The sequence below is a fragment of the Pseudomonas sp. NY15356 genome, from assembly GCF_048068175.1.
In the GTDB taxonomy this organism is placed as follows: Bacteria; Pseudomonadota; Gammaproteobacteria; order Pseudomonadales; family Pseudomonadaceae; genus Aquipseudomonas; species Aquipseudomonas putida_K.
The window spans coordinates 121,051-146,460 of the sequence record NZ_JBLUPW010000004.1; the positions used below are offsets into that span (position 1 = coordinate 121,051).

Consider the following 25,410-nt stretch of genomic DNA (forward strand, 5'->3'; position numbering starts at 1 on the left):
CCAGGCTCGCCCGCGAGGTGCAACATGAGCTTCCAGATCGCGCTTAATTTCGAAGACGGAGTCACCCGCTTCATCGAGGCCAGCGGCCATGAAACCGTGGCCGACGCCGCCTACCGCCAGGGCATCAACATTCCGCTGGACTGCCGCGATGGCGCCTGTGGTACCTGCAAGTGCAAGGCCGAATCCGGGCGTTACGACCTGGGCGACAACTTCATCGAAGACGCCCTGAGCGAAGACGAAATTGCCGAGGGCTATGTGCTCACCTGCCAGATGCGCGCCGAGAGCGATTGCGTGGTACGTATCCCGGCCTCGTCGCAACTGTGCAAGACCGAACAGGCCAGTTTCGAAGCGGCCATCAGCGAGGTGCGCCAGCTGTCGGTCAGCACCATTGCCTTGTCGATCAAGGGGGAGGCACTGAGCCGCCTGGCGTTCCTGCCGGGGCAGTACGTCAACCTCAAGGTGCCGGGCAGCGACCAGAGCCGGGCCTACTCCTTCAGCTCGCTGCAGAAGGACGGCGAGGTCAGCTTCCTGATCCGCAACGTGCCAGGTGGCCTGATGAGCAGCTTCCTCACGAGCCTGGCCAAGGCCGGCGACAGCATGACCCTGGCAGGGCCCCTGGGCAGTTTCTACCTGCGCCCGATCCAGCGCCCTTTGCTGCTGGCCGGCGGCACGGGCCTGGCACCGTTCACGGCGATGCTGGAAAAAATCGCCGAGCAGGGCAGCGAGCACCCTCTGCATTTGATCTACGGGGTGACCAACGACTTCGACCTGGTCGAACTCGACCGCCTCCAGGCCCTGGCCGCGCAGATTCCCAATTTCAGTTTCAGCGCCTGCGTGGCCAATCCCGACAGCCAATACCCGCACAAGGGCTATGTAACCCAGCACATCGAGCCACGCCACCTCAACGATGGCGATGTGGACGTTTATCTGTGCGGCCCGCCACCGATGGTCGAGGCGGTCAGCCGGTACATCCGCGAGCAGGGCATCACTCCGGCGAACTTCTACTACGAGAAGTTCGCGGCAGCGGCCTGATTCGTTTTATTGCATGGCACCGCCTCCTGTGGGGGCGGGGCAGCGGAGGTTTGCATATGAACAATAGATTCCAAGGCAAGGTCGCCCTGGTCACCGGTGCCGCCCAGGGCATCGGCCGGGGCGTGTGCTGGCGGCTCAAGGCTGAAGGCGCACAGGTGGTGGCGGTGGACCGCTCAGAGCTGGTCCATGAACTGGCCGGGGAGGGCGTGCTGACCGTGATCGCTGACCTCGAGCAGCACACCGACTGCGCACGTGTCATGGCCACGGCCGTAGAAACCTTCGGCCACCTGGACATCCTGGTCAACAACGTCGGCGGCACCCTCTGGGCCAAGCCCTTCGAGCACTACGAAGTCGCGCAGATCGAGGCCGAAGTGCGCCGCTCGCTGTTCCCGACCCTGTGGTGCTGTCACGCCGCGCTGCCCTACATGCTCGAGCAGGGCCGCGGGGCCATCGTCAACGTCTCGTCCATCGCCACTCGCGGTGTCAACCGTGTGCCTTATGGCGCGGCCAAAGGCGGGGTGAATGCGCTGACCGCCTGCCTGGCCTTCGAAACCGCCGGGCGTGGGATCCGCGTCAACGCCACCGCGCCTGGTGGCACCGAGGCACCGCCTCGGCGCATCCCGCGCAATAGCAGCGAACAGAGTGAGCTGGAGAAAGGCTGGTACCAGCAGATCGTCGACCAGACCGTCTCCAGCAGCCTGATGAAACGCTACGGGACCATCGACGAACAGGTCGGCGCGATCCTTTTCCTGGCCAGCGACGAGGCCTCTTACATCACTGGCGTCACACTGCCGGTCGGTGGCGGCGACCTCGGCTGAGGCTGCTCAGGCATGACCCTTCCAATGACCTGACTGGAGACCTGGCATGACAAGCCCAACCATCGACCGGCTGGACGCCCTCATCGTCGACCTGCCGACCATTCGCCCGCACAAGCTGGCGATGCATACCCTGCAGCAGCAAACCCTGGTGATCCTGCGCCTGCGTTGCAGCGACGGTGTCGAGGGCATCGGCGAAGCCACCACCATCGGTGGCCTGGCCTATGGCTATGAAAGCCCCGAGGGCATCAAAGCCAACATCGACGCGCACCTGGCCCCGGCCCTGGTCGGGATGGCGGCGGACAACATCAACGCCGCCATGCTCAGGCTCGACAAGCTGGCCAAAGGCAATACCTTCGCCAAGTCCGGCATCGAGAGCGCGCTGCTCGATGCCCAGGGCAAGCGCCTCGGCCTGCCGGTCAGTGAGTTGCTCGGCGGGCGGGTACGCGACAGCCTCGAAGTGGCCTGGACCTTGGCCAGCGGCGACACCGCCCGCGACATCGCCGAGGCCGAGCACATGCTCGAGGTACGTCGCCACCGGGTGTTCAAGCTCAAGATCGGCGCCAACCCACTGGCGCAGGACCTCAAGCATGTGCTGGCGATCAAGCGCGAACTTGGCGAGCGTGCCAGCGTGCGGGTCGACGTCAACCAGTACTGGGACGAATCCCAAGCCATCCGGGCCTGCCAGGTGCTGGGCGACAACGGCATCGACCTGGTCGAGCAGCCCATCTCGCGGATCAACCGTGCCGGCCAGGTGCGCCTGAACCAGCGCAGCCCGGCGCCGATCATGGCCGACGAGTCCATCGAAAGCGTCGAAGACGCCTTCAGCCTGGCGGCCGACGGCGCCGCCAGTATCTTCGCTCTGAAAATCGCCAAGAACGGCGGGCCTCGTGCTGTGCTTCGCACCGCGCAGATCGCCGAAGCCGCCGGTATCGCCCTGTACGGCGGGACCATGCTCGAAGGGTCGGTCGGCACCCTGGCCTCGGCCCATGCCTTCCTGACCTTGCGTCAACTGACCTGGGGCACCGAGCTGTTCGGCCCGTTGCTGCTGACCGAGGAAATCGTCACCGAGCCACCCCGTTACCACGACTTCCAGCTGCACGTGCCGCGTACGCCCGGGCTGGGCCTGACCCTGGACGAGACGCGCCTGGCGCGCTTCGCCCGCCGCTGAACCTGACTGCCTCTGAAGGAGAGCCCCCATGCTGTTCCACGTGAAGATGACGGTGAAACTGCCGCTGGATATGGACCCTGCCCAGGCCGAGCGCTTGAAGGCTGACGAAAAGGCACTGGCCCAGCGTCTGCAACGCGAGGGTTCCTGGCGCCACTTGTGGCGCATCGCCGGGCAGTACGCCAACTACAGCGTGTTCGACGTGCCCAGCGTCGAGGCCTTGCACGACATCCTGATGCAACTGCCGCTGTTCCCCTACATGGACATCGAGGTGCACGGCCTGTGTCGCCACCCCTCATCGATCCATGCCGACGACCGTTGATTCGAACCCTTGCACAAGAACAAGACGAGGTACGCCACCATGACCGTGAAGATCTCCCACACCGCCGATGTCCAGGCATTCTTCGAACAGGCCTCAGGCTTCGGTAACGACGAGGGCAACCCGCGCCTCAAGCGCGTCGTGCAGCGGGTCCTGCAGGATACCGCCAGGCTGATCGAGGACCTCGAGATCAGCGAGGACGAGTTCTGGCATGCCGTCGATTACCTGAACCGCCTGGGCGGTCGCGGCGAGGCTGGGCTGCTGGTGGCAGGGCTGGGCCTGGAGCATTTCCTCGACCTGCTGCAGGACGCCAAGGACGCCCAGGCCGGCCTCACCGGCGGCACCCCGCGCACCATCGAAGGCCCGCTGTACGTTGCCGGTGCACCGCTGGCCCAGGGCGAAACACGCATGGACGACGGCAGCGAGGACGGCGTCGCCACGGTGATGTTCCTCGAAGGGCAGGTGCTTGATCCCCAGGGCCGCCCCTTGGCCGGCGCTACGGTCGACCTGTGGCATGCCAATACCCGAGGCACCTATTCGTTCTTCGACCAGAGCCAGTCGGCCTACAACCTGCGTCGACGCATCGTTACCGACGCTGAAGGTCGCTACCGCGCCCGCACCATCGTGCCGTCGGGCTATGGCTGCGACCCGCAGGGACCCACCCAGGAGTGCCTTGACCTGCTCGGCCGCCACGGCCAGCGCCCGGCCCATGTGCACTTCTTCATCTCGGCGCCGGGGCACCGACACCTGACCACCCAGATCAACCTCGCCGGCGACCGCTACCTGTGGGATGACTTCGCCTATGCCACCCGTGATGGCCTGGTGGGCGAGATCACCTTCCGTGAGGACGGCGCGCGGGGTGTTCAGGGGCGCTACGCGGAACTTGCATTCGATTTCCAACTGCAGAAGGCCACAGACAAGGAGGCCGAGCAGCGCAGCGGGCGACCGCGGGCCGTGCAGCAAGCCTGACCGTCGGGTAAACCCGTTCCCACCGCCATGGCTGTGCTTTGCAGGATGTCGGAAAGCCTGTGGCAGCGGATTTGCCGGCGATAGGGTTTGCACTGCCCGCCAGGATGCAGGTAGCTTCCTGAAAACGACTTTTCATGGATTTCTACCTTGGACTCACTGACCCAAGCCGTCCTCGGCGCCGCGCTGCAAGGCGCGGTGCTGGGGCGCATCCAGGGCCGCCGCTCACTGCTGTATGGCGCAGCCCTCGGCACGCTTCCAGACCTGGACGTGGTCATCCGCTACGCCGACCCGGTGTCGCAGATGACCTTCCACCGAGGTTTTTCCCATTCGATCTTCGTCCTCACCGGCCTGGCCCTGCTGCTGGCCTGGCTGGTGAGCGCAATCGGCCGAAGGCGCTGGCCAGAGAAGGGCTACCGCTGGCCCAGGCTGTTCCTGGCGTTCTGGCTGGCCCTGGTGACCCACCCGATCCTCGATGCCTTCACGGTTTATGGCACCCAGCTGTTCTGGCCGTTGCACCTGACCCCGGAAAGCTGGGCGGCGGTGTTCATCATCGACCCGGTGTACACGGTGCCGCTGCTCGGCGCCGTGCTGTACGCGGCATTCAAGGGTATGCAGGGCAGGGCGATCCCGCTGTTGGCCTTGGCGCTGGTGTTCAGCACCGCCTACCTGGGCTTTGGCCTGGCCGGGCGCATGGCGGCCGAGCAGCGCTTCCAGTTCGCACTGGACCAGCAAGGCATCGCCGTCACCGAGGTGCGCGCTGTGCCGATCGCCTTCAACAGCCTGGTATGGCGCGTGCTGGCCAAGACCCCCGATGGGCATTACTACGAAGGCGTCAGCAGCCTGTTCGACCGCGAACCACCGGAGATGCAGCGCCAGTCGTTGAACCTGGAGGCGGCCAAGGTGCTCGACGGCGTGCCGCTGCACGAACGCCTGCGCTGGTTCACCGATGGCTGGCTGCGCTATGACGTGGTGGGCGATGCCCTGGTGGTGACCGACCTGCGCATGGGCATACCGGGCAACTACACCTTCCGCTTCACCATGGCCCGCCGTGACGACACAGGCCACTGGACCGCCGGCACTCCCACGCTGTGGCTGGGCGATGGCATGGGTTCGATGTTCAATGCCCAGGACCTGATGCTGATCTGGCGACGCATCGTCGAGCAGCAACCGCCGCTGCCGCTGGCGGCCTGGACCCAGAAGTACCTGGGGCCGGCGCAGGCGGCCGAAGTCGGGCGCTGATGGGCGCAATATTCCTCGCCCGGCCCAGGCTCCGCTTGGCCAATGCAGCCCCTGTGGGACCGCCGCACCGCCGCTCCCACAGGGTGCCGCAAATCAAATGGCCATGCGTTGTTCTATGAGCGCAGGCTGTCGCCAGCTCCCACCGAGATCGCGCCGCTCTCAAGATCAGGCGCGTGGCAACCGCCCGGTAACGAAATGCGCCACATCGTTGAAGCCCGGTGTCGAGGCATGCCCCGGGGTCACCAGCGAATCGATGAAGGCTTCGTCCTCGGCGCTGATCTTCACATCCAGCGCACCCGCATAGGTGTCCCACTGGGCCTCGGTACGCGGGCCGACGATCGCCGAGCTGACCAGGCGGTTGTTCAGCACCCAGGCGATGGCGAATTCGACGATGCCCACACCCTTGGCGTCGGTATAGGCGTGGATCTTCTGGGCGATGGCCAGCGATTCCTGACGCCATTCGACCTCCATGATGCGCTTGTCCTGGCGCCCGGCGCGGCTGCCGGCATCGGGTGTGGAGCCTGGCGCATACTTGCCGCTGAGCACACCACGGGCCAGCGGGCTGAACGGCACTACGCCCAAGCCGTGGTAGGCCGCAGCGGTCAATTGTTCGGGCTCGGCCTGGCGATTGACGATGTTGTACAGCGGCTGGCTGACCACAGGCTTGGCCACGCCCAGGCGTTCGGCCAGGTTGCAGATCTCGGCGATGCGCCAGCCACGGAAATTGGACACCCCCCAATAGCGGATCTTGCCCTGCTGCAGCAGGTCGCCGATCGCGCGCACGGTCTCTTCCAGCGGCACGTTGTGGTCTTCGCGGTGCAGGTAGTAGATGTCCAGGTAGTCCAGGCCCATGCGCGTCAGCGAGGCGTCGAGGGCATTGAACAAGTGCTTGCGCGACAGCCCGCTGCGATTGGGCACGCCGTCCACCGGGCCATAGCCGGCCTTGGAAGCGACGATCCAGTCCTGGCGATGGCGCGCCACGGCTTCACCGACGATCTCTTCGGAACGGCCACCGTTGTAGACGTCGGCGGTGTCGATGAAGTTGATGCCCTGGTCCCAAGCCTTGTCGATGATGCGCAGCGAGTCCTCGGTGCTGGTCTGCTCGCCGAACATCATGCTGCCCAGGGTGAGCGCAGAGACCTGGAGGCCGCTATGGCCGAGGGGACGGTAGATCATTGCTGAAGGCCTTTTGTCTGGGAATGTTGGGCTGTTTTACACATATCCCCCGGGCATTGAAAGGCTTTGGCTGGCAACGATAAGGCGCTCTCCCGAGAATGTTGGGCGCTCGTGCGTAGGGCAAATCGGATTCTCAATCCGGCCAGGCATCGATCAATTCCCGCGCCTCGCGGCTGGTCAGGGGGCGCTTCATCCGCTGCGACAAGGCGGCCATGGCCCTGGAGTAACCTTTGGCGATCACCGCTTCGACCTGGTCGTCGACACACTGCAGGGCGATGAAGTTGCCTTGTTCTGGTTCGCCGACGTACTCGATGCGGTTCCAGTGACGCCCGTGGCCGAGCACTTCCAGGGTACGCCCATGCTGGTAGGTCCAGAAGAACGGTACGTCATCGTAGCGGCGCTGCTCGCCGAGCATATTGGCGGCAGCGATGACGCCATGCTGCTGGGCCAGGCGCCAATGCTCGATGCGCGTCGGGCGACCGGTCAGCGGGAAGGTGGCGATGTCCCCGGCGGCCCACAGGCCTTCGGCAGCCTGCATCTGGGCGTTCACGGCCAGCGAATGGTCATCGGCCAGGTCCAGACCATGCACGAAGGCAGTCGCCGGTTTGACCCCGACGCCCAGCAGGACCAACGGGGTTTCCAGGCGCTCGCCGTTGGCCAGCAGCACTGCCTGGACCCTGTCCGTGCCTTCGAAGCGCAGCACCTCGGTGGGGCCATGGAACACCACGCCCTTGCGTTCGTGCAGCTCGCGTAGGCTGCGGCCGATGCGCTCGCCCAACTGCTTGGCCAGGGGGATGTCATGGCGGGCCACCACATGCACGTTCAAGCCCTGCTTGCGCAACGCCGAGGCGGCCTCCAGGCCGATGAATCCATCGCCGACGATGACCACCGATTGCCCCGGTTCGGCCGCGTCGAGCAGGTGGGCGGCGTCGTCCCGGGAGCGCAGCAGGCAGATGCCCGGCAATTGTGCCCCTGGGATGTCGAGGCGCCTGGGTTTGCCGCCGGTGGCCAGCAGGGCGGCGTCGTAGTCAAGGCGCTTGCCATCGGCCAGTACCACCTGGCGTTTGTCGACATCGAGGAGGCGCACCTTGCCGTGCACGCGTTCCAGGTGGCCGCGGCGCAGGGCGTCGGGCGCCAGCAGGGCGGGGACCTCGTCGGGCGGCATCTGCCCGGCGATGACGAATTTGCTCAGGGCGGTACGGTCGTAGGATGGCCGACGTTCCTGGTCCACCCACACCAGGCGACCACCGAAACCATGGGCCAACAACGTGGCCACGGCCGCAGTGCCTGCGGCGCCGGCACCGATCACCACGAAGCAGCGGGCGTCGCTGTGACGGGGTGGGTCGTCTACGGGCAGGGCCTGGTCATCGACCCAGATCTGCTCGTCTTTGATCTGCACCGGGTAGCGGCGCAGGTCCGCCAGGGCCGGGGGCTCGCATACCGCGCCTTCGTCCACGGCGAAGGCGGCTTTGTGCCAAGGACAGACCAGCAGGCCGCCGCACAAGGCGCCTTCTTCGAGTGGCGCGCCGGCATGGGGGCAGTTGCCCTGATAGGCGTGGACCTGGTCGCCTTGACGAATGAGGATGATTTCTTCGTTGCCGGCCTGGGCTCGTAGGGGCTTGTGTTCGTCGAGCTGGTCGAGGCGGGCCACGCTGTGCTGGGTCATGGGGCGTCTCCAAGGAACCGTTCAGGTCCATTTGACGCCCTTGTCGCACGAGGGATGCAGGCAACCGACGATCGGAGGGGCCAGTCAGTCGGCGCGCACGGCCTTCAGAGCACCGGCACGGGTCGCCCGCAGCGCTACCAGGCTGCCGAACACGATCAACGCCGCCAGCGAATACAGCGCGGCATCGGTCGAGCCGGTCTGGTCCTTGATGAATCCGACCAGGTAAGGGCTCAGGAAGCCCGCCATCTGGCCGACCGAGTTGATGATCGCCAGGCCCGCCACGGCGGCGCTGGCGCTGAGCAGGGCAGTCGGCATCGGCCAGAACATCGGCAGGCCGGTGAGTGCGCCCATGGTGGCGATGGACAGGCCGAGCAGAGCGATGGTCGGGTTCTGGGCGAAGTTCACTGCGATCAGCAGGCCGATGGCGCCCATCAGCATCGGTACCACCAGGTGCCAGCGGCGTTCGTTGCGCAGGTCTGCCGAGCGGCCGACGATGATCATGAACACCCCGGCCAGCAGGTATGGGATGGCGCTCAGCCAACCGATCAGCAGCGGGCTGTCGAAGCCCAAGTTCTTGATGATGGACGGCAGCCAGAAGTTGATCGCGTACACACCGCTCTGGATGCAGAAGTAGACGAAGCCAAAGGTCCAGATCAGTGGGTTACCCAGCACGGCGAGCACGCCATCACCGCGCGCGGCTGGCTTGGAGGCAGCGTCGGCCTTGAGGTCGACCTCGATCAGCTGGCGTTCGGCTGGGCTCAGCCAGGCCGCTTTCTGGTAGCCGTCGCTGAGCAGCATGATCGCCAGGATACCCAGGGCCACGGTGGGCAGGCCCTGGATCAGGAACATCCACTGCCAGCCGGCCAGGCCATGCTGGCCAGCGGCGAAGTGGTCGAGGATCCAGCCGGAGAATGGGCCACCGAGCAGGCCCGAGACCGGGATCGCCGACATGAACAGCGCCATGATGCGACCTCGACGGTCGGCCGGGAACCAGCGCGAAAGGTACAGTACCACACCCGGGAAGAAGCCCGCCTCGGCGGCGCCGGTGAGCAGGCGCAGGGCGTAGAACTCGGTGGGGGTGGTGACGAACAGCAGGCAAGTCGAAAGGCTACCCCAGGCGATCATCATCACCGCGATCCAGCGCCGCGGGCCGAAGCGGTTGAGCGCCAGGTTGCTGGGCAGGCCGCACAGCACGTAGCCGATGAAGAAGATCCCGGCACCGAGGCCATAGACGGTTTCGCTGAACTGCAGCGCATCGAGCATCTGCAGTTTGGCGAAGCCGACGTTGACGCGGTCCAGGTAGTTGAATAGGTAGCAGATGAAAATGAACGGAATCAGCCGCAGGGTGATGCGCCGGTAGAGCGCATCGCGGGTGATGTCTTTGCCTTGGTCAGGGGCGGGGCTGTATGCCATGATCGGGTTCTCTTTTGTTATGGTTGTCGCCGCGTCGCCTGTTCCGGCGCTCGCCCTGACGAGTCTCGGTGAGCGCAGCGCGGCTGTCTTTGTGCTTTTGCACAGCCTCCGGCACGGCCTGCTGTGCCGGCGACCAAAGCCTACCAAGGATCCCTGCATGTTCGAACTGGACCACGACCTGGCACAGGACATCGTCGACCGGGCGATGGCCATCCTTCCGTGCAACGTCAATGTCATGGACAGCCAGGGCCTGATCCTCGGCAGTGGCGAGCCGGAGCGGATCAACACCCGCCACGAGGGCGCGCAACTGGTACTGGCCAACGGCCGGATCGTCGAGCTGGACGTGGACGCGGCCAAGTGCCTGAAGGGTGTGCAACCGGGGGTGAACCTGCCCTTGATGCTCGATGGCCGGTTGATCGGGGTGCTGGGCCTGACGGGTGACCCACAGCAGTTGCGCACCTATGGCGAACTGGTGCGCATGACCGCCGAGATGCTCCTGGCCCAGCGCCACCTGCAAGTGGAGCAGCAATGGCGGCGCCAGCGCTGCGATGATCTGCTGGCCTTGCTGTTGGGCAGCAGCGGCGACTCGCCACGTTTGCTCGACGAGGCCCAACAGCTGGGGCTCAAACCCCAGTTGGCACGGGTGCCTTGCCTGTTCGAACTCGAGTCTGGGCCACCGGCGGAAACCTTGGCCGGCTGGTTGATGAGCCGCTTCCCGGACAGCTGGTGCGTCAGCCCCGCACGGCATTCGCTGCTCTGGTGCCGCCCGGCGAGCGTGGCCTTGGACGAGCAGCGCCTGGTGGAGCGCCTGGCACGCCATGGCTGGAAGGTCGAACGCCTGGCCCTGGGTAACGTGGCCCACAGCCTGGAGCAGTTGCGCCGCGGCTATCGGCGGATTCGCGACTTGCTGGCCTATGGCCGCGAAGTGCTGCCAGGCGAGCGCCTGCTCAGCCTTGGCCGTTACCGGTTGCCGGCCTTGCTCTGGCGCCACCGCAACGATGACGCCCTGGACGAACTGCTCGAGCCGTTGCAGCGCATCCGCGCCAAGGACACCAGCGGGCAATTGCTGGCGACCCTGCGCGCCTGGTGCGCCCACGACGGGCAGAGCCAGGCCTGTGCCGACGCGCTGGGCATTCACCGCAACAGCCTGCGCTACCGCCTGGAACGCATTGCCGAAGTCGGCGAGGTGGACCCATTACGGCTGGAGGGCATGCTGAGCTTGTATCTGGGGTTGCAGTTGCTGCCGGCGGAATAGGCCTGGCTGTGTAGCGCTTGCTCCGGTCCTATCGCCGGCAAGCCGGCTCCCACAACGGTACCGCTCACCGACCCTGTGGGAGCCGTGCCCTTGGGAAGTCTGGCGCGAAGGCATTCGCCCAAACACCACCACCACGCTTTTGTGCATTCGCCAGAGGCCACCTTGCGCTACACCTGTCAGCATGCGGGCTATCTGGATCAGGAGAATCCCCATGAAAATCGTCATCGCCCCCGATTCGTTCAAGGACAGCCTCGACGCTGCCGGTGTCGCCCGTGCCATCGGCACCGGCCTGGCCGAAGTCTTGCCGGACGCGGAGCTGGTCGAATGCCCCATGGCTGACGGTGGCGAAGGCACCATGGAGGCGATCCTCGCCGCCAGCCAGGGCGAACTGCGCCGCCAGAGGGTGCGTGGCCCGCTGGGTGCGCCGGTCGAAGCCGGTTGGGGATGGCTGGCATCCAGCCGCACGGCGATCATCGAAATGGCCCAGGCCAGCGGCCTGCAACTGGTGCCCACCGGCCAGCGCGACGCCTGCCGCAGCAGCACCTGGGGCACCGGCGAGCTGATCGCCGCCGCCCTGGCCGCCGGTGCCACGCGTATCGTCCTGGCCATCGGCGGCAGCGCCACCAACGACGGCGGCAGCGGTATGCTGCGTGCGCTGGGCTTGCGCTTGCTGGATGCAAACGGCCAACCGCTGGCAGAAGGCGGGCAGGCCTTGGCCGGCTTGGCGCACATCGATGCCAGTGACCTGGACCCACGTTTGGCTGAAGTCCAGGTGGAAGTGGCTGCCGATGTCGACAACCCCCTGTGTGGCCCCCATGGCGCTTCGGCGATCTTTGGCCCGCAAAAAGGTGCAAGCCCAGAGCAGGTGCAGGCGCTGGACCAGGCCCTGGGCCATTTCGCCGACCATTGCGCGCAACTGCTGGGCGAAGATGTACGCGATTTCCCAGGCTGCGGTGCGGCGGGAGGTATGGGTTTTGCCGCCAAGGCGTTCATGGGCGCTCGCTTCCGCCCTGGCGTCGAGGTGGTCGCGGACCTTGCCGGCCTCGACGCGCTGGTGCAAGGCGCCGACCTGGTGATCACCGGGGAAGGGCGCTTCGACGCCCAGACCCTGCGCGGCAAGACGCCCATGGGCGTTGCTCGCGTCGCCAAGCGCCATGGCGTACCCGTGGTGGTGCTGGCCGGTACCCTCGGCGAGGGTTACCAGCAACTTTACGCCCACGGTATCGATGCCGCGTTTGCCCTGGCCAGCGGGCCGATGACCCTGGAGCGAGCCTGTGCCGAGGCCGGGGTACTACTCAAGGCGCGGGCGACCGACATTGCCAGGCTTTGGCAGGTGGCGCGCCGCTGAGGCGCGAGGCATCCTCATCCAGTGCAACAGCACGAGCAGCTTGTCGCGGGGCTAGACTGCCTGGTTGGCGTCAACGGAATTGGGGGAAAACCCTCATTGTCGCCGGCCAACCAGGCACCTAGCATGGACTTCGCCAATCCAACCCAGCTGGAGAACACCATGACGAGCCCCCAGGACGACAAGCGCCCCACACCTGACCCAGCCGAAGATAACGCGTTCTTCCCTTCCCCTTATTCGCTCAGCCAGTTCACCGCGCCCAAGTCCGACCTCAGTGGCGCCGACTACCCCAAACCCTACACCGGCGGTCGCTGGAAGGTGCTGATGATCGGTGCCGACGAGCGCTATCTGCTGACCGACAACGGGACCATGTTCTCTACCGGCAACCATCCCGTGGAAACCCTGCTGCCGATGTATCACCTGGACAAGGCCGGTTTCACCTTCGACGTGGCGACCTTATCGGGCAACCCGGTGAAGTTCGAATTCTGGGCGATGCCTTCGCAGGACGTTGAGGTCAAGGGCCTGTATGCCCGCTACCGGGATGCGTTCAAGCAGCCGCTCAAGCTTGCCGATGTGATCGAGCGGGCACTGGGCCCGGATTCGGACTATATCGGTGTGTTCATCCCCGGCGGCCATGGTGCGTTGATCGGCCTGCCCGAAAGCCAGGACGTCAAGCGGGTGTTGCAATGGGCGGCCGCGCAGGACAAGTTTGTGATCTCCCTGTGCCACGGGCCTGCTGCGCTGCTGGCTGCGGGGCTCGATGAAAGCCGTGAAAGCTGCATCTACAACGGTTACCGTATTTGCGCATTCCCCGATGACCTGGACGCCAAGACCCCCGACATCGGCTACATGCCCGGCCACCTGACCTGGAAGTTCGGCGAGCGGCTCAAGGCCCTGGGCGTGGAAATCGTCAACCAGGACATCTCGGGTGCAACCCTGCGCGACCGCAAGCTGCTCACCGGTGACAGCCCATTGGCCGGCAACGCACTCGGCAAGCTGGCGGCGGCTGCGCTGCTCGAGGAGGTCGGCGCAGAATGAGCCGCCTTTGCGTCGAGCGTATGTTCGCCACCGCCTTGGCGATCGAGGGCGCCACGGCGCTCACGGTCGTTCAGGACGCCGTGCGTAGCTACGCCAGCCCACTGGGGTACGACCGCTTCGTGCTGTTCTCCGCTACAGCAGCGCGAGACGAGGTGGTCGAGCGCATCCACTGGGTGGAGGGCAACTGGTTCGGCGACCAGTCGCCGGTGGATGCCGAAACCTATGTGCGCCATTGCCCGGTGACCCGCCATATCCTGCACGCACGTGCACCGTTCTACTGGAGCAAGGTGTCGGTGGACGGCAACGAACGCTATCGGGTGGTGCGCGCGCCCAGTGGCCCTGGCGTCCATGGCCTGCAGGTTCCGGTGTTCGGCCCGGCAGGGCTGGAGGGGGCGATGAGCCTGGGCGGTGAGCGGATCGCCGCGTCTGCGCGTGAGCGGCTGGCCTTGACCATGCTGGCGACAGCGGCGTTCTGGGCCGCCCGTCGTTTGCTGGAGGCGCCGGTCGACAGCGATGTGCGCCAGCTCTCCGAGCGTGAGCGGGAGGTGCTGGCCTGGACAGCTGCCGGGCGACGCCAGGCCGACATCGCCGCGACCCTTGGCCTGTCGCCGCGCACGGTGGAGAACCACCTGCGCTCGGCACGCCGTCGGCTTGGCGTCGATACGACCGCACAAGCGGTCAGGGTCGCCTTGCGCAACGGCGAGCTGGCGGACATGGGCGATTGAACTCAAGCGTCGACGGTGAGCACCACCTTGCCCATGTGCTGACCACTTTCCATCAAGGCATGGGCCTTGCCTGCCTCGGTGAGGTCGAAGGTGCGGAAGATCAGGGGTTTGACTGCGCCGCTGCGAACATGAGGCCAGACCTGTTCTTGCAACTGGGCGATGATCTGCGCCTTGTCGTCGGCGCTGCGCGAGCGCAGGGTCGAGCCGACAAGGGTCAGGCGCTTGGTCAGCAACGGGAACAGGTCCAGCTGCGGCGCGGGGCCCTTGAGCACGCCGATCTGCACGATCCGGCCGTTCAAGGCGGCGGCCTGGAGGTTACGTGCCACGTAATCACCGGCGATGATGTCGACGATCACATCCACGCCTTGGCCGTCGGTATGGTGCAGCACTTCACGGGCAAAATCCTGGCGGTTGTAGTCGATCGCCACATCGGCGCCCAGGGCCCGGCTGGCCGCCTGCTGTTCAGGGTTGGCCACGGTGGTGAAGATCCGCGAGGCGCCGAGGGTCTTGGCCAGCATGGTCGCAGTGGTACCGATGCCGGAGACGCCACCATGGATCAGCACCGATTCGCCGGCCTTGAAGGCGCCACGCTGGAACAGGTTGACCCAGACGGTCATGAAGGTTTCCGGCAGGGCGGCGGCCTCCACCATTGTCAGGCCTTCCGGCAGGTGCAGGGTGGTGCGCTCATCGGCGACTGCGTACTCGGCGTAGCCCCCGCCGGTCACCAAGGCGATCACCGGGTCGCCAATGGCAAAATGCCGAACCTCGTGGCCCAAGGCGACGACCTCGCCGGCGATTTCCAGGCCGGGAATGTCCGAAGCGCCGGCGGGCGGGTCGTACAGGCCCTTGCGTTGAAGCAGGTCCGGGCCGTTGACGCCGGCTGCCCGTACCTTGATCAGCACCTCCCGTGCGCCAGGCCTGGGCACGGTCCGGCGAGTGGGCTTGAGGACATCGGGGGCGCCTGGTTGGCTGATTTCGATGGCCATCATGTCGAAGCGTTTGTTCATGGGTTCCAGCCTTTTCGTGTAGGAGACTGCATGAAAGGGTACGGAACTGCGTTGTTGAGGGCGCGCGGCGATTTTGCGGCGCCTTGTTGCAGATGTGCTGCGAGGAAGAACATCGATGAATTGGGATGACGCCAGGATCCTGCTGGCCCTGGGCCGCGAACTGACATTGCGCCGTGCCGCACGGGTGTTGCGGATCGACCAGGCCACCGTGGGGCGGCGTATTGCCGCGCTGGAGGCGGACCTGGGCTCGACCCTGTTCCTGCGAACCCCGGGGGGTTACCAGCTGACCAGCATCGGCGAAGAAGCATTCGCGCTTGCACAAAAGGTCGAAAGTGCCGCACTGGAGCTGACCCGACGTATCGGCGGGGTCGACAGTGAAGGCGCGGGCGAGGTACGGATCTCCACCACCGACTCGCTGGCCTGCGACTTCGTGTTGCCGGCGCTGCGCGCGCTTCACTTGGAGCACCCGGACATCCGCGTGGTGCTGCATGGCGCCTCGGAGCTGGTCAACCTGTCGCAACGGGAGACCGATATCGCCATCCGCAACCTGCGTCCGGACAACCCGGACCTGATCCTGCGCAAACTCGCCAGTTGGCCGATGGGGCTGTATGCCAGCGCCGAGTACCTGCAGCAGCATGGCGAGCCGGTGCCGGGCAGCGGTTTCGCCGGGCACGATCTGGTGATGTACGAGCCGTATTGGCGCGACCGGCCGGTACCGACATTGGTCGATGAAGCGATCGACCAGGGGCGGGTAGTGGCGGCTGTGAATTCGAGCCTGATGGTGCGCCGCGCCATTGCCGAAGGGCTGGGTATCGGCGAGATTCCCATCGACATGGGCGAGCGCGACGGCCTGGTACGCCTATGGCCGGCACGCCAGCGCAAGGATCTCTACGAGGTGTGGATGGTCACCCACAAGGACCTTCGCCACACGGCCCGGATACGCCTGATCATCGAGCAATTGGCCCGGGCCTTCGCGCGCTGAGGCTCAGTCCTTGATCAACGCCCGCAACGCAGCCTTCGCCTCGGCACTCTGCAACCGCTCGACGAACAACTGGTTTTCACGCTCCACCGTGGCCTCCAGCTGCGCACGGTAACCGTCCTTGAGCAGCCGCTTGCTGATGCGCAGGGCCTCCTGGGGCATGGCCTGCAGCTTGCGCGCCAGCTGCCGGGCGGCGGCCAGGCACTGCTCGCCATCCTCATGCAGCTCATTGGCCAGGCCCCAGGCCACAGCCTGTTCACCCGTGAGCAGTTCGTTGGCCAGCAGCAACCGCGCGGCCCGGGCGTGGCCAAGCAGCCGGGGCAGCAACAGGCTCGAACCGAACTCCGGGCACACCCCCAACGGGGCGAAAGGCATGCGCAGCTTGGCCGAGCGGCTTACCAGCACTTGGTCGCAGTGCAGCAGCAGGGTGGTGCCGATGCCGATGGCCGGGCCATTGACGGCGGCGATCAGCGGCTTGGCCAAGCCCATGACCACCCGCATCAGGCGGAACACAGGGCTGTCGCGATCGCGGGGCGGGTTGTCGAGAAAATCGCGCAGATCGTTGCCGGCGCTGAAGGCCTGCGCGCCGCCGGTGATCAGGATGACCTCGACCAGTGGGTCTTCGTCGGCTGCGCGCAGCAGGTCGCCCAGCTGGCGATACATGGCGACGTTCAGGGCGTTGAGCTTGTCGGGGCGGTTGAGGGTCAGGGTCAGCAGGCCCTGGTCCAGCGCGTAGGTGATCAGGTCGTTCATGGCAGCCGCTTTTGTTGTTGTGGTCGGGGCCCGGGGCATGGACGCCGGGCCGGTGGCAGGGAGGGTTTATCACGGTGCTCGGCTTGTTGTACAGTCGTTCAGCCAGACTAGTCCCGATGAGAACCACGATGAGCCAGGAAGCCCGCTACAACCGCATGCTGCCGGAACTGCGCAAGGCCAACCTGGTCGAGGCGACCCTTGCCTGCCTGAAACGGCACGGCTTCCAGGGCGCCTCGATCCGCAAGATCTCGGCCGAGGCCGGGGTGTCGGTGGGGCTGATCAGCCACCACTATTCGGGTAAGGACGAACTGGTCGCCGACGCCTACATGGCAGTGACCGGGCGGGTTATGGGCCTGCTGCGCGAAGCCATGGCCCAGGCAGCGCCCAATGCCCGCGAGCGGTTGTCGGCGTTCTTTCGCGCCTCGTTCTGTGCTGAGCTGCTCGACCCGCAACTGCTCGATGCCTGGCTGGCGTTCTGGGGCGCGGTGAAAACGGCTGACGCCATCAACCAGGTGCACGACCATTCCTACGGCGAATACCGCAACGAACTGAGCCGCCTGCTGGGCGCGCTGGCCAGCGAGGAAGGCTGGCAGGGCTTCGACGCGGACCTTGCCGCCATCAGCCTGAGCGCCTTGCTCGACGGCTTGTGGCTCGAATCCGGGCTCAACCCCGGAACCTTCTCGCCGGAGCAGGGGGTGTTGATCTGCGAAGCCTGGGTAGACGGCCTGCAGGCAGGGGGGCGGCGGCGCTTCAGTGTGACCGAGGGCTGTTGATCGCCTGTTCAGTAACGGGTACGCTGCCGTCGCGGGTTCGAAAAACAACACCAATAAGAAAAGAGACAACACGCAATGACGCCTCGGGTACTGGTCGTCGATGACGATCCGCTTATTCGCGACTTGCTGCATGCCTACCTGTCCCAGGAAGGCTACGACGTCCACAGCGCCGCCACCGCCGAGCAGGCCGATGCCTTCCTCACCAGCCAGGATGTCGACCTGGTGCTGCTGGACATCCGCCTGCCGGGCAAGGACGGCCTGACCCTGACCCGTGAACTGCGGGTGCGTTCGGAGGTCGGGATCATCCTCATCACCGGCCGCAACGACGACATCGACCGCATCGTCGGCCTGGAATGCGGCGCCGACGACTACGTGATCAAGCCGCTCAACCCCCGTGAACTGGTATCGCGCGCCAAGAACCTGATCCGCCGCGTGCGCCATGCCCGTGTCGCCCAGCCCGCACCGCCATGCACCCAATCGCTCAAGCAGTTCGCCGACTGGTCGCTCGATACCGACCGGCGCCGGCTGATCGACCCCGACGGCGGCGAAACCCTGCTCACCCATGGCGAATTCCAGCTGCTCAGCGTGTTCCTGCGCAACAGTGGCCATACCCTGACCCGCGACCAGTTGATGGACCAGATCCGCAACCGCGAATGGGTGCCCAACGATCGCTCCATCGACGTGCTGGTCGGCCGCCTGCGGCGCAAGCTGCACGACGACCCGGCCGAGCCGCACCTGATCATCACCATCCACGGCACCGGCTACCTGTTCACCGCCAGCGTGGCGGCCTGAACCCCATGGCCCGCCTGCTGGTGCTGGCCCTGGTGCTGCTGAGCCTGCAGGCCGGGGCCGGGGAGCGCATCCGTTATTGCGATTACCCGGTCTACCCGCCGATTTCCTGGAGCGACGGGCGCCAGGTACGTGGCCTGGCGCCGACCGTGGTACGTGAGCTGCTCGGGCGCCTGGGCTACGAGATGCAGATCGTGGTGCTGGGCAACTGGAAGCGCTGCCTGATGGACGCTGCTGCCGGGCGGGTCGACGTGGTGCTGGCCTACAACACCGACCAGCGTGACCAGAGCATGCGCTTTTCCACGGTGCCGGTGCTGCGCGAGGAAGTGGCAGTGTTCTATAACCGGCGTCGGCCGGTGCATTTCGAGCGCATCGAAGACCTGGCCGGCTATCGCGGCGGGCTGCTGTTCGGCGAGAGCTATGGTGCCGAGTTCGACCGTTTCGTGGCACGGCACCAGAACATCGAATGGGTGTCCTCCAGCCAGCAGAACTTCGGCAAGCTGATCCGGGGGCGCATCGATTTCGTCATCCAGGAGCGGCGCACCGGCGAGCTGTTCATCGAGCACCTGCCCGGTGCCGAGGACATCCAGGCCCTGCCCAAGGCCCTGAGCGTGGACTACTTGCGTGTCGCGGTGTCGCGCCACTCACCCCTGAGCCAGAAGATGGACGCCATCGACGCGCAACTGCAGCGCATGACCGACAGCGGCGAAATCGACGGCTGGCTGGGGCAGAGCGAGGTGACCTACCGCGACATGATCGACCTGCCGGCGAACGCACGATGATCCGCCTGCACACCGATGGCCTGCTGCGCCGCCTGCTGCTGTTCATCTTCCTGTTCAGCCTGTGCTTCACCGTGCTGGCAAGCTCCGTGCAGCTGTATTTCGAGTACCGCCGGGAAATGCGCGACATCGAGGCGCGCATGGACCTGATCCGCGCCGGCTACCTGGCCAGCCTGGAACGCAGCCTGTGGGACCTGGACGAGGCGCAGCTGGACGTGCAGTTACGCGGCCTGGTGGACTTTTCCGATGTGGCCCGGGTGCGCTTGCAGAGCGAGGACTTCCGATTGCTGCGCGGCGAGGCCGAGCCCAAGGGGCCGCTGCGCATCGAGCGCTTCCCGTTGAACTACCAGCCGCCTTCGGGGCCGTTGCGCCACCTGGGCGAGCTGGAAGTCAGCATCGACCTGGGAGCGGTGCACCGGCGCCTGTTCGCCACCGGGCTCACCAGCCTGTTATGGATGGGCGTGTTCCTGTGCGGCCTGGCGGTGGCGCTGTCGGGATTGTTCTACCGCCTGGTGACGCGCCACCTGCAGGTGATGGCCGAGTTTGCCCGGCGTATCGGCGCCGGGCAGTGGCAGGAGCCTCTGCGCCTGGGCCGGCGTCGCTCGGCGCGCCCTGACGAGATCGACACCGTGGCCCATGCCCTGGATGACATGCGCCGGGCGATTCTCAGCGACATCGAGCGCCGCGAGCTGGACCGGCTGGCTTTGCAGGACAAACGCGACGAGCTGCAGGCCATGGTCGAGCGGCGTACCGAGAGCCTGGCGCGGGCCAAGGACGAGGCCGAGGCGGCGAACCTGGCCAAGTCACGTTTTCTGGCCACCATGAGCCATGAGCTGCGCACGCCCCTGAACGGCATCCTCGGCATGGCTGAACTACTGCGCGGCGGGCACCTGGACGACCTCGACCGGCAACGCCTGGACGCGTTGTACAAGGCCGGGGAAGGGTTGCTCACGATCCTCAACGAAGTGCTGTATTTCGCACGCCTGGAGGAGGGTGAGAGCCGCCCGGACCGGGTCGACTTCTCCCTGCGTCAGCTGTGCGAGGAGGTCATGACCCTGCTCGAGCCCCGGGCCGTGGGTAACGGTAACCGCCTGCATTGCCAGGTCGACCCGCAACTGGCCCCCTTCCAGTACGGTGCCGAGCAGTACCTGCGCCAGGTGCTGAGCAACCTGCTGGCCAACGCCATCAAGTTCACCGAGCACGGGCAGGTCAGCGTCCAGGTCCAGGTGCTGGGCAACCAGGGCGCGGGCCAGTGGGTGAGGGTAGAGGTCAGTGATGACGGCATTGGCATCGCCCCGGCCATGCAATCCAGGATCTTCGAACGCTTCACCCAGGCGAGCGACGCCGTGGCCCGGCGCTATGGCGGCACGGGCCTGGGGCTGGCGATCTGCAAGCACCTGGTGGAAAAGCTGGGCGGTCGCATCGGCCTGGACAGCGCCGAGGGGCAGGGCAGTTGCTTCTGGTTCGAGCTGGAGCTTGCCCGCGGCCGGCAGCCACAGGCCCAGGCGCCCATTCGCCAGGCTTCCCAGGCGCTGGATATCCTGGTGGTCGAGGACGTGCCGCTCAACCGCGACGTGGCCGGCGGCCTGCTCACCCGCGATGGCCACCAGGTGAGCTTTGCCGAAGACGCAGGGCAAGCCCTGGCGATGTGCGCGCGCCACCGCTTCGACCTGATCCTGCTGGATGTGCACCTGCCGGGCATGAGCGGCGTGGAGTTGTGCCGGCAATTGCGCGCCACGGCGGGGCCCAATCGCGATACCCGGATCCTGGCCTTGACCGCCGGTGTTCAGCCTGCACAGGTACCTGGCTACCTGGAAGCGGGCATGCAGGGCGTGCTGGCCAAGCCGCTGCGCCTGGACAGCCTGCGCCAGGCCCTGGCCGAGGCGGCGCCGACGATGCCGGCCAAGGCGCCGGAGCAAAGCGTGGACTGGGCATTGCTGCAGACCCACCGCACGCTGCTCGGCGAGCAGAAGGTGCAGGGCTTGCTGGTGGGCCTGCGCCAGGCCATCGAGCAGCACCAGGCGGCCCTGGCCCAGGCCCTGCAGGCCAGGGACTGCACCGAGGTCGCGCACCTGGCCCATCGCCTGGCGGGCAGCAGCGACTCCCTGGGCTTTCGTGGCCTGGCGGCGGTGCTGCGGCGCCTGGAGGATGCCGCCTCGGCCGATGACCTGGCGGCACTCGAAGGCCTCGGCGATCCCTTGGCCGAGCAGCTTGCCGCAGCGCATGACACCCTGGAACGCCTGATCCAGGGCTGACGTACAAAAAAGTTACGACTTTTTACATCTTCGATCCTTTCGTACAACGGCACCTTACATCCGTTTCCAATAATCGATCGCAACCGTGCTCCACACGGTCCATGAGGCTTATTGGAGATAACAATAATGAACTGCCGTAAAGCTGATGCCCGCCTGAATCCACTGCTTTTGCAGCGTACCTGCCCAGCCGAGGTGCGCCATGTCTGACACCACCGAACGCAAAGGTATCCAGCTGACCCGCGCGCTCAAGAGCCGCCACATCTTCATGCTGTCGTTGGGCGGTGTGATCGGCACCGGCCTGTTCATGGGTTCGGGGGTCACCATCAACCAGGGCGGCCCGATGGGCGCGATCCTGGCCTACCTGGTGGCAGGTTTGCTGATGTACCTGGTGATGGTCTGCCTGGGCGAACTGTCGGTACAGATGCCGGTGTCCGGCTCGTTCCAGGCCCACGCCACGAAGTTCATCGGCCCGGCCACCGGCTTCATGATCGGCTGGGTGTACTGGATGAGCTGGGCCACCACCGTGGGCCTGGAGTTCACTGCCGCAGGCATGCTCATGACCCGCTGGTTCCCCGACGTGCCGATCTGGTACTGGTCGGCCCTGTTCGTCGGCGTGCTGTTCGGCCTCAACGCCCTGGCTACCCGGGCCTTCGGTGAGGCCGAGTACTGGTTCTCCGGCATCAAGGTGGCGACCATCCTGGGCTTCATCGTCATTGGCCTGCTGGTGATCTTCGGCGGCATCCCGCTGAACAACGGGGCACCGGCACCGATGCTGGACAACCTGGTCGGCGACGCGGTATTCCCCCATGGCCTGTCGGCGGTGTTCGCGGTGATGATGACCGTGGTCTATGCCTTCCAGGGCTGCGAGATCATGGGCGTGGCCGCCGGCGAGACCGAGCACCCGGAAAAGAGCATCCCGCGTGCCGTGCGCAACGTGGTGTTCCGCGTGCTGATCTTCTATGTCCTGGCGATCGCCGTGCTCTCGGCCATCGTGCCCCATGAGCAGGCCGGCCTGATGGAAAGCCCGTTCGTGCAGGTGTTCGACATGGTCGGCATCCCCTACGCGGCGGACTTGATGAACTTCGTCATCCTCACCGCCATTCTGTCGGTGGGTAACTCTGGGCTGTACGCCTCCACCCGCATCCTCTGGGCCATGTCCAAGACCGGCATGGCGCCCAGGAGCCTGTCGCCGTTGAGCAAGCGTGGCGTACCGCTGCGTGCCTTGAGCATCACCCTGTGCTTCGCGCTGGTGTCGCTGATGACCAGCTTCGTCGCCGCGGACACGCTGTTCATGGTGCTGATGGCGGTGAGCGGGATGTCCGGCACCGTGACCTGGATCGTCATCGCCCTGGCGCAGTACCGCTTCCGCAAGGCGTACCTGCGTGACGGCGGCAAGCTCGAGGACCTGAAGTACCGTGCACCGCTGTACCCTCTGGTGCCGCTGCTGTGCATCACCCTGTGCAGCTCGCTGTTCGTGTTCCTGGCCATGGACGAGACCCAGCGGCCGTCGTTGTACTGGGGCTTTGGCTTCATTGCCCTGTGCTATGCGGCGTATTTCCTGGTCAACCGTCGTCGCCAGGGTGCTTTCGCGCCGAGCGCCCCTGGGGTTTGAGCCGCGCGCTCAACTGAAGGCTCAAATCGCGGGACAAGCCCGCTCCTACAGGAAAAGAAGCACCTGTAGGGGCGGGCTTGTCCCGCGATTGCGTTGGGGCAGGCACTGCAAAAACCTCAGTTGTACAAAGTTGTAACAAGGCACCGATCGAATTCGTTTGTCGTCAATTCAAATCAATAAAAAACAATGAGTTATATGCCTAACTTCATTTGTTACACGCAATATAGCCTCGATTGCCGCCTTGCTGAACACTCGTTTAGTATCTCTTCAAACCAGATCCCTCATCTCATACCACTCAAACAACATCGAGGCCTCCCATGACTAGCCCGTCGCCACTGCTGAGCAAGGTCGAAGCCGGCGTTGCCTGGATCACCCTAAACCGCCCCGAGCAGCGCAACGCCCTGGACATCCCCAGCCTGAAACAACTGCACACGCTGCTGGAGGCCTTCAACACCGACCCTGCAGTACGGGTAGTGGTGCTCACCGGCACCGGCCGCAGCTTCTGCGCAGGCGCAGACCTCGCCGAATGGGCCGAAGCCGAAGCGCGCGGCGCCCTGGAAAGCTACGGCTGGACCGAGACCGCCCACGCCCTGATGCAGCGCCTGCACAGCCTGGACAAGCCCACCATCGCCGCCATCAACGGCACCGCGGTCGGCGCCGGCATGGACCTGAGCCTGTGCTGCGACCTGCGCATCGCCGCAGCCTCGGCACGCTTCAAGGCCGGCTACACCAGCATGGCCTACAGCCCCGATGCCGGGGCCAGCTGGCACCTGCCACGGCTGATCGGCAGCGAACAGGCCAAGCGCCTGCTGTTCCTCGACGAGCTCTGGAGCGCCGAACGTGCCCTGGCCGCCGGGCTGGTGGGCGAGGTTTGCGCTGACGACCAGTTGCCTGCGGTAGCCGCCGAGCTGGCCGGGCGCCTGGCCAATGGCCCGACCTTCGCCCATGTCCAGACCAAGCGCCTGATCCGCGACGGTGCCCAGCGCACCCTGGCCGAGCAGTTGCAGGCGGAACTCGCTGCCGGCCTGCTGTGCGGGCGCAGCCAGGACGGCGCCGAGGCACTGCGTGCTTCGATCGAGAAACGTGCACCACATTTCGTTGGCAAATAACCACTTACACGACCTTCTTCAGGACCATTCCAGATGAATTTCCAACTGACCCAAGAACAAGAAATGTTGGTGGAAGCGGTACGCAGCTTCGTTAACAAGGAGCTGCTGCCCTACGAGGAAGAGGTGGACCGCGCCGATGCCGTGTCACCCGAGCTTGCCGCGCAGATCCGCGGCAAGGCGATCGCCGCCGGCTTCTACGCCTTCAACATGCCCGAGGAGGTCGGCGGTGGTGGCCTGGACTACCTGTCCCAGGCGCTGATCGAACGTGAGCTGTCCAAGGTGTCCTGGGCCCTGCATGTCTTTGTCGCACGCCCCTCGAAGATCCTCATGGCCTGTAAGGACGAGCAGATCAACGACTACCTGCTGCCGTGCGTGCAAGGCGAGAAGATCGACTGCTTCGCCCTCACCGAGCCAGGCGCCGGCTCCGACGCCAACGCCATCAAGACCCGCGCCGTGCGCGACGGTGATGACTTCGTGATCAACGGCAGCAAGCACTTCATCAGCCATGCCGGCCATGCCGACTTCGCCATCGTCTTCGCCGTCACCGACACCTACGAGCACAACGGGCGCAAGCGCAACGCCGTGACCGCCTTCCTGGTCGACCGCGGAACCCCTGGCATGACCGTGCGCCGTGGGCCCAAGTGCGTTAGCAACCGGGGCTACCACACCTACGAGCTGTTCTTCGACGACTGCCGCGTGCCGGCCAGCAAGGTGCTGGGCGAAGTGGACAAGGGCTGGGAAGTGGCCAACGCCTGGCTCACCGCCGGCCGGGTGATGGTCGCCGCCAACTGCGTCGGCCAGGCACAGCGTGCCTTGGACCTGTCGCTGCAGTGGTCGGCCGACCGCAAGCAGTTCGGCCAGGCGATCGGCAGCTACCAGGGGGTGTCGTTCAAGCTCGCCGACATGGCCACGCAGATCCGCGCCGCGGAGCTGCTGACCCTGCACACCGCCTGGAAGATGGACCAGGGCAGCATGACCGACGGTGAGGCCGGCATGGCCAAGCTGTTCGCCAGCGAAGTGCTGGGCAAGGTCGCCGACGAGGCGGTGCAGATCTTCGGCGGCATGGGCCTGATGGATGAAGGGCCGGTGGAACGCATCTGGCGCAACGCGCGCATCGAGCGGATCTGGGAGGGCACCTCGGAGATCCAGCGGCACATCATTTCCCGCGAACTGCTGCGCCCCTTGCTGCGCTGA

The 25,410-nt window shown here is 65.8% G+C and carries 23 protein-coding genes; 18 read left to right on the forward strand and 5 right to left on the reverse strand.

Going from position 1 to position 25,410, the window contains the following annotated elements:
- Positions 1-24: 24 nt before the first annotated feature.
- The 6 genes from benC (at position 25) to ACNFCI_RS05590 (ending at position 5,542) form a co-directional block, all read left to right on the forward strand.
- Positions 25-1,032: a benzoate 1,2-dioxygenase electron transfer component BenC gene (benC, locus tag ACNFCI_RS05565; RefSeq protein WP_416767579.1), complete on the forward strand. Its 1,008-nt coding sequence runs from the start codon at positions 25-27 to the stop codon at positions 1,030-1,032.
- A gap of 56 nt (positions 1,033-1,088) precedes the next feature.
- Positions 1,089-1,850, forward strand: a complete 762-nt coding sequence (locus tag ACNFCI_RS05570) for a 1,6-dihydroxycyclohexa-2,4-diene-1-carboxylate dehydrogenase (protein WP_084857906.1) — start codon at positions 1,089-1,091, stop codon at positions 1,848-1,850.
- Between the two features lie 46 nt (positions 1,851-1,896).
- Positions 1,897-3,018 carry a muconate cycloisomerase family protein gene (locus ACNFCI_RS05575; protein WP_084857905.1) on the forward strand — a complete coding sequence of 374 codons (1,122 nt, stop codon included), beginning with the start codon at positions 1,897-1,899 and terminating at the stop codon, positions 3,016-3,018.
- Positions 3,019-3,046: 28 nt separating this feature from the next.
- Positions 3,047-3,337: a muconolactone Delta-isomerase gene (catC, locus tag ACNFCI_RS05580; protein ID WP_368828973.1), complete on the forward strand. Its 291-nt coding sequence runs from the start codon at positions 3,047-3,049 to the stop codon at positions 3,335-3,337.
- Positions 3,338-3,376: 39 nt separating this feature from the next.
- A complete protein-coding gene (gene catA, locus ACNFCI_RS05585; RefSeq protein ID WP_084857903.1) occupies positions 3,377-4,303 on the forward strand; it encodes a catechol 1,2-dioxygenase in 927 nt (308 codons plus the stop codon).
- Positions 4,304-4,450: 147 nt separating this feature from the next.
- Positions 4,451-5,542, forward strand: coding sequence for a metal-dependent hydrolase (locus tag ACNFCI_RS05590; protein ID WP_324818942.1), 1,092 nt, complete (start codon positions 4,451-4,453; stop codon positions 5,540-5,542).
- A 165-nt stretch (positions 5,543-5,707) separates the two neighbouring features.
- On the opposite strand, the gene ACNFCI_RS05595 is transcribed toward ACNFCI_RS05590, so the two are convergent.
- From ACNFCI_RS05595 to ACNFCI_RS05605, 3 genes are all read right to left on the reverse strand, one after another.
- Positions 5,708-6,718 carry an aldo/keto reductase gene (locus ACNFCI_RS05595; protein ID WP_084857901.1) on the reverse strand — a complete coding sequence of 337 codons (1,011 nt, stop codon included), beginning with the start codon at positions 6,716-6,718 and terminating at the stop codon, positions 5,708-5,710.
- Positions 6,719-6,851: 133 nt separating this feature from the next.
- Entirely contained in the window at positions 6,852-8,384 is a 1,533-nt protein-coding gene (locus tag ACNFCI_RS05600) for an FAD-dependent oxidoreductase (RefSeq protein WP_084857900.1), read from the reverse strand.
- An 84-nt stretch (positions 8,385-8,468) separates the two neighbouring features.
- Entirely contained in the window at positions 8,469-9,797 is a 1,329-nt protein-coding gene (locus tag ACNFCI_RS05605) for an MFS transporter (protein ID WP_084857899.1), read from the reverse strand.
- Positions 9,798-9,954: 157 nt separating this feature from the next.
- Between ACNFCI_RS05605 and ACNFCI_RS05610 the strand changes: the two genes are divergently transcribed.
- The 4 genes from ACNFCI_RS05610 (at position 9,955) to ACNFCI_RS05625 (ending at position 14,160) form a co-directional block, all read left to right on the forward strand.
- Positions 9,955-11,052, forward strand: coding sequence for a sugar diacid recognition domain-containing protein (locus ACNFCI_RS05610; RefSeq protein ID WP_084857898.1), 1,098 nt, complete (start codon positions 9,955-9,957; stop codon positions 11,050-11,052).
- Positions 11,053-11,263: 211 nt separating this feature from the next.
- On the forward strand, positions 11,264-12,400 hold the full coding sequence (locus tag ACNFCI_RS05615; RefSeq protein WP_368828972.1) for a glycerate kinase: 1,137 nt from the start codon (positions 11,264-11,266) through the stop codon (positions 12,398-12,400).
- A gap of 159 nt (positions 12,401-12,559) precedes the next feature.
- Entirely contained in the window at positions 12,560-13,435 is an 876-nt protein-coding gene (gene hchA, locus ACNFCI_RS05620) for a glyoxalase III HchA (RefSeq protein WP_324816668.1), read from the forward strand.
- Entirely contained in the window at positions 13,432-14,160 is a 729-nt protein-coding gene (locus ACNFCI_RS05625) for a PA1136 family autoinducer-binding transcriptional regulator (RefSeq protein ID WP_084857896.1), read from the forward strand. The genes hchA and ACNFCI_RS05625 overlap by 4 nt, the downstream gene beginning before the upstream one ends.
- Before the next feature lie 2 nt (positions 14,161-14,162).
- Here ACNFCI_RS05625 and ACNFCI_RS05630 read toward each other — a convergent pair whose 3' ends face one another.
- On the reverse strand, positions 14,163-15,149 hold the full coding sequence (locus ACNFCI_RS05630; protein WP_084857920.1) for an NAD(P)H-quinone oxidoreductase: 987 nt from the start codon (positions 15,147-15,149) through the stop codon (positions 14,163-14,165).
- Between the two features lie 133 nt (positions 15,150-15,282).
- Between ACNFCI_RS05630 and ACNFCI_RS05635 the strand changes: the two genes are divergently transcribed.
- Positions 15,283-16,149, forward strand: a complete 867-nt coding sequence (locus ACNFCI_RS05635; protein WP_224459207.1) for a LysR family transcriptional regulator — start codon at positions 15,283-15,285, stop codon at positions 16,147-16,149.
- 3 nt (positions 16,150-16,152) lie between these two features.
- On the opposite strand, the gene ACNFCI_RS05640 is transcribed toward ACNFCI_RS05635, so the two are convergent.
- Positions 16,153-16,899 carry an enoyl-CoA hydratase gene (locus tag ACNFCI_RS05640; RefSeq protein ID WP_324816666.1) on the reverse strand — a complete coding sequence of 249 codons (747 nt, stop codon included), beginning with the start codon at positions 16,897-16,899 and terminating at the stop codon, positions 16,153-16,155.
- 128 nt (positions 16,900-17,027) lie between these two features.
- On the opposite strand from ACNFCI_RS05640, the gene ACNFCI_RS05645 reads away from it, so the two are divergent.
- From ACNFCI_RS05645 to ACNFCI_RS05675, 7 genes are all read left to right on the forward strand, one after another.
- Positions 17,028-17,672: a TetR family transcriptional regulator C-terminal domain-containing protein gene (locus ACNFCI_RS05645; protein ID WP_084857893.1), complete on the forward strand. Its 645-nt coding sequence runs from the start codon at positions 17,028-17,030 to the stop codon at positions 17,670-17,672.
- Positions 17,673-17,747: 75 nt separating this feature from the next.
- Positions 17,748-18,464 (forward strand): response regulator, encoded by a 717-nt coding sequence (locus tag ACNFCI_RS05650; RefSeq protein ID WP_084857892.1) that lies wholly within the window; start codon positions 17,748-17,750, stop codon positions 18,462-18,464.
- 5 nt (positions 18,465-18,469) lie between these two features.
- Positions 18,470-19,243, forward strand: a complete 774-nt coding sequence (locus tag ACNFCI_RS05655) for a substrate-binding periplasmic protein (protein WP_143515224.1) — start codon at positions 18,470-18,472, stop codon at positions 19,241-19,243.
- Positions 19,240-21,495: an ATP-binding protein gene (locus tag ACNFCI_RS05660; RefSeq protein ID WP_416767587.1), complete on the forward strand. Its 2,256-nt coding sequence runs from the start codon at positions 19,240-19,242 to the stop codon at positions 21,493-21,495. The genes ACNFCI_RS05655 and ACNFCI_RS05660 overlap by 4 nt, the downstream gene beginning before the upstream one ends.
- 199 nt (positions 21,496-21,694) lie before the next feature.
- The gene (locus ACNFCI_RS05665; protein WP_324816664.1) at positions 21,695-23,107 is read left to right on the forward strand and encodes an amino acid permease; all 1,413 of its coding nucleotides are present in this window, start codon (positions 21,695-21,697) and stop codon (positions 23,105-23,107) included.
- Between the two features lie 317 nt (positions 23,108-23,424).
- Positions 23,425-24,216, forward strand: coding sequence for an enoyl-CoA hydratase/isomerase family protein (locus ACNFCI_RS05670; RefSeq protein ID WP_084857889.1), 792 nt, complete (start codon positions 23,425-23,427; stop codon positions 24,214-24,216).
- A 33-nt stretch (positions 24,217-24,249) separates the two neighbouring features.
- The gene (locus ACNFCI_RS05675; RefSeq protein ID WP_084857888.1) at positions 24,250-25,410 is read left to right on the forward strand and encodes an acyl-CoA dehydrogenase family protein; all 1,161 of its coding nucleotides are present in this window, start codon (positions 24,250-24,252) and stop codon (positions 25,408-25,410) included.

Excerpts from the sequence above, each read along its gene's own strand:
- benC (WP_416767579.1), top strand. The coding sequence starts at position 25 with ATGAGCTTCCAGATCGCGCTTAATTTCGAAGACGGAGTCACCCGCTTC.
- ACNFCI_RS05570 (WP_084857906.1), top strand. The coding sequence starts at position 1,089 with ATGAACAATAGATTCCAAGGCAAGGTCGCCCTGGTCACCGGTGCCGCC.
- ACNFCI_RS05575 (WP_084857905.1), top strand. The coding sequence starts at position 1,897 with ATGACAAGCCCAACCATCGACCGGCTGGACGCCCTCATCGTCGACCTG.
- catC (WP_368828973.1), top strand. The coding sequence starts at position 3,047 with ATGCTGTTCCACGTGAAGATGACGGTGAAACTGCCGCTGGATATGGAC.
- catA (WP_084857903.1), top strand. The coding sequence starts at position 3,377 with ATGACCGTGAAGATCTCCCACACCGCCGATGTCCAGGCATTCTTCGAA.
- ACNFCI_RS05595 (WP_084857901.1), bottom strand. The coding sequence starts at position 6,718 with ATGATCTACCGTCCCCTCGGCCATAGCGGCCTCCAGGTCTCTGCGCTC.
- ACNFCI_RS05600 (WP_084857900.1), bottom strand. The coding sequence starts at position 8,384 with ATGACCCAGCACAGCGTGGCCCGCCTCGACCAGCTCGACGAACACAAG.
- ACNFCI_RS05605 (WP_084857899.1), bottom strand. The coding sequence starts at position 9,797 with ATGGCATACAGCCCCGCCCCTGACCAAGGCAAAGACATCACCCGCGAT.
- ACNFCI_RS05610 (WP_084857898.1), top strand. The coding sequence starts at position 9,955 with ATGTTCGAACTGGACCACGACCTGGCACAGGACATCGTCGACCGGGCG.
- ACNFCI_RS05615 (WP_368828972.1), top strand. The coding sequence starts at position 11,264 with ATGAAAATCGTCATCGCCCCCGATTCGTTCAAGGACAGCCTCGACGCT.
- hchA (WP_324816668.1), top strand. The coding sequence starts at position 12,560 with ATGACGAGCCCCCAGGACGACAAGCGCCCCACACCTGACCCAGCCGAA.
- ACNFCI_RS05625 (WP_084857896.1), top strand. The coding sequence starts at position 13,432 with ATGAGCCGCCTTTGCGTCGAGCGTATGTTCGCCACCGCCTTGGCGATC.
- ACNFCI_RS05630 (WP_084857920.1), bottom strand. The coding sequence starts at position 15,149 with ATGATGGCCATCGAAATCAGCCAACCAGGCGCCCCCGATGTCCTCAAG.
- ACNFCI_RS05635 (WP_224459207.1), top strand. The coding sequence starts at position 15,283 with ATGAATTGGGATGACGCCAGGATCCTGCTGGCCCTGGGCCGCGAACTG.
- ACNFCI_RS05640 (WP_324816666.1), bottom strand. The coding sequence starts at position 16,899 with ATGAACGACCTGATCACCTACGCGCTGGACCAGGGCCTGCTGACCCTG.
- ACNFCI_RS05645 (WP_084857893.1), top strand. The coding sequence starts at position 17,028 with ATGAGCCAGGAAGCCCGCTACAACCGCATGCTGCCGGAACTGCGCAAG.
- ACNFCI_RS05650 (WP_084857892.1), top strand. The coding sequence starts at position 17,748 with ATGACGCCTCGGGTACTGGTCGTCGATGACGATCCGCTTATTCGCGAC.
- ACNFCI_RS05655 (WP_143515224.1), top strand. The coding sequence starts at position 18,470 with ATGGCCCGCCTGCTGGTGCTGGCCCTGGTGCTGCTGAGCCTGCAGGCC.
- ACNFCI_RS05660 (WP_416767587.1), top strand. The coding sequence starts at position 19,240 with ATGATCCGCCTGCACACCGATGGCCTGCTGCGCCGCCTGCTGCTGTTC.
- ACNFCI_RS05665 (WP_324816664.1), top strand. The coding sequence starts at position 21,695 with ATGTCTGACACCACCGAACGCAAAGGTATCCAGCTGACCCGCGCGCTC.
- ACNFCI_RS05670 (WP_084857889.1), top strand. The coding sequence starts at position 23,425 with ATGACTAGCCCGTCGCCACTGCTGAGCAAGGTCGAAGCCGGCGTTGCC.
- ACNFCI_RS05675 (WP_084857888.1), top strand. The coding sequence starts at position 24,250 with ATGAATTTCCAACTGACCCAAGAACAAGAAATGTTGGTGGAAGCGGTA.